Origin of the sequence: Phocaeicola sp. RTP21198st1_B8_RTP21198_201120 (genome assembly GCF_040929485.1) — a bacterium.
GTDB classification, from domain to species: domain Bacteria; phylum Bacteroidota; class Bacteroidia; order Bacteroidales; family Bacteroidaceae; genus Phocaeicola; species Phocaeicola dorei.
In genome coordinates this window covers 1-1,502 of sequence record NZ_JBCOCI010000317.1, presented here as the reverse complement: position 1 = coordinate 1,502, position 1,502 = coordinate 1, and the positions used below count along the sequence as shown (strand labels likewise).

Here is a 1,502-nt window from a genome sequence, read left to right as displayed (position 1 = left end):
CCTCATAGCTTTGCAGAACGTGTCACCTCTCCTAATGAGCACATGAAACTTATGGGTGGTTATTCGGCTAACTGGATACTTCGTGATTATAACGGAGATTTGCGTTATGCTGCAACTGTCACGGAACCTCAAAGTGGCCGTCAATTAGAAACTTACACTACAGAGCCCGGCTTGTTGATCTATACCGGTATCGGGCTTTCAGAAAAGATTGTGGCCAAAGGTGGTCCACAACAGAAATATGGTGGTCTGATATTGGAAACCATCCACCATCCGGACACGCCACATCATCCTGAATTTCCATCCTGTGTGTTGCGTCCTCATGAGAAATATTATTCCGTTACGGAATATAGATTTACTGTGCAAAAGTAATTCAATAGAGTATACCCTGGAATTACTTATCTTTTTCCGGGAAAACTCTTATTTCTATCAAAAAAAGTAATAATTTTGGCATTGATTTGCGGATTGCCTAAATTATGAAAGATAGAATGTTAGATTTAAAACAACTTACAGCTGATGTATGCCGGATTGCTACAGAAGTTGGATATTTTTTGAAAGAAGAACGAAAGAACTTCCGTCGTGAACGTGTGGTGGAAAAACATGCACACGATTATGTGTCTTATGTGGATAAAGAATCTGAAGTGCGTGTGGTGAAAGCCCTTACTGCTTTACTGCCTGAAGCGGGATTCATAACAGAAGAAGGCTCTGCCACTTATCAGGATGAACCCTACTGTTGGGTAATTGACCCCTTGGATGGAACCACGAATTATATTCATGATGAGGCTCCTTATTGTGTGTCCATCGCTTTACGTAGCCGTACCGAACTTCTTTTAGGTGTCGTTTATGAGGTTTGCGGGGATGAATGTTTTTATGCTTGGAAAGGCGGAAAAGCGTTTATGAATGGCGAAGAAATTCATGTGTCGAACGTTGAGGACATCAAAGATGCATTTGTCATTACAGAATTACCTTATAATCATCTGCAATATAAACAAACGGCTCTTCATCTGATCGATCAGCTTTATGGGGTAGTGGGAGGCATTCGCATGAATGGCTCGGCTGCTGCCGCAATCTGTTATGTAGCTATTGGGCGTTTTGATGCATGGATGGAAGCATTTCTCGGAAAATGGGATTATTCTGCAGCGGCACTGATTGTTCAGGAAGCGGGAGGAAAGGTGACTGACTTTTATGGTGAGGATCATTTCATAGAAGGACATCATATTATTGCAACGAATGGAAATCTTCATCCTGTCTTTCAGAAACTCCTGTCAGAAGTCCCTCCATTGAATATGTAGTTGCAATATGTAGGTGCTATTGCAACTTTAAATCTCTATTATTATGAAACACACACTTCTTATCAAAGACTGGCTTAGTTCTTTCTTATCTTTGCTATTTCCCCGTTGCTGCGTTGTTTGTGGCCGGCCGTTAGCAAAGGGTGAAGAATGTATCTGTACAGTATGTAATATTAATCTACCCCGTACTAATTATCATCTTCGAAAAGATAATCC

1 protein-coding gene and 1 pseudogene are annotated in these 1,502 nt (G+C 41.0%); both read left to right on the top strand.

What is annotated here, in order from left to right:
- Positions 1-369: pseudogene (locus AB5935_RS25840) on the top strand (galactose mutarotase); the annotation flags it as partial.
- A gap of 116 nt (positions 370-485) precedes the next feature.
- Complete coding sequence (locus tag AB5935_RS25835; protein WP_368327854.1) at positions 486-1,289, top strand: inositol monophosphatase family protein; 804 nt, start codon at positions 486-488, stop codon at positions 1,287-1,289.
- Positions 1,290-1,502 lie beyond the last annotated feature (213 nt).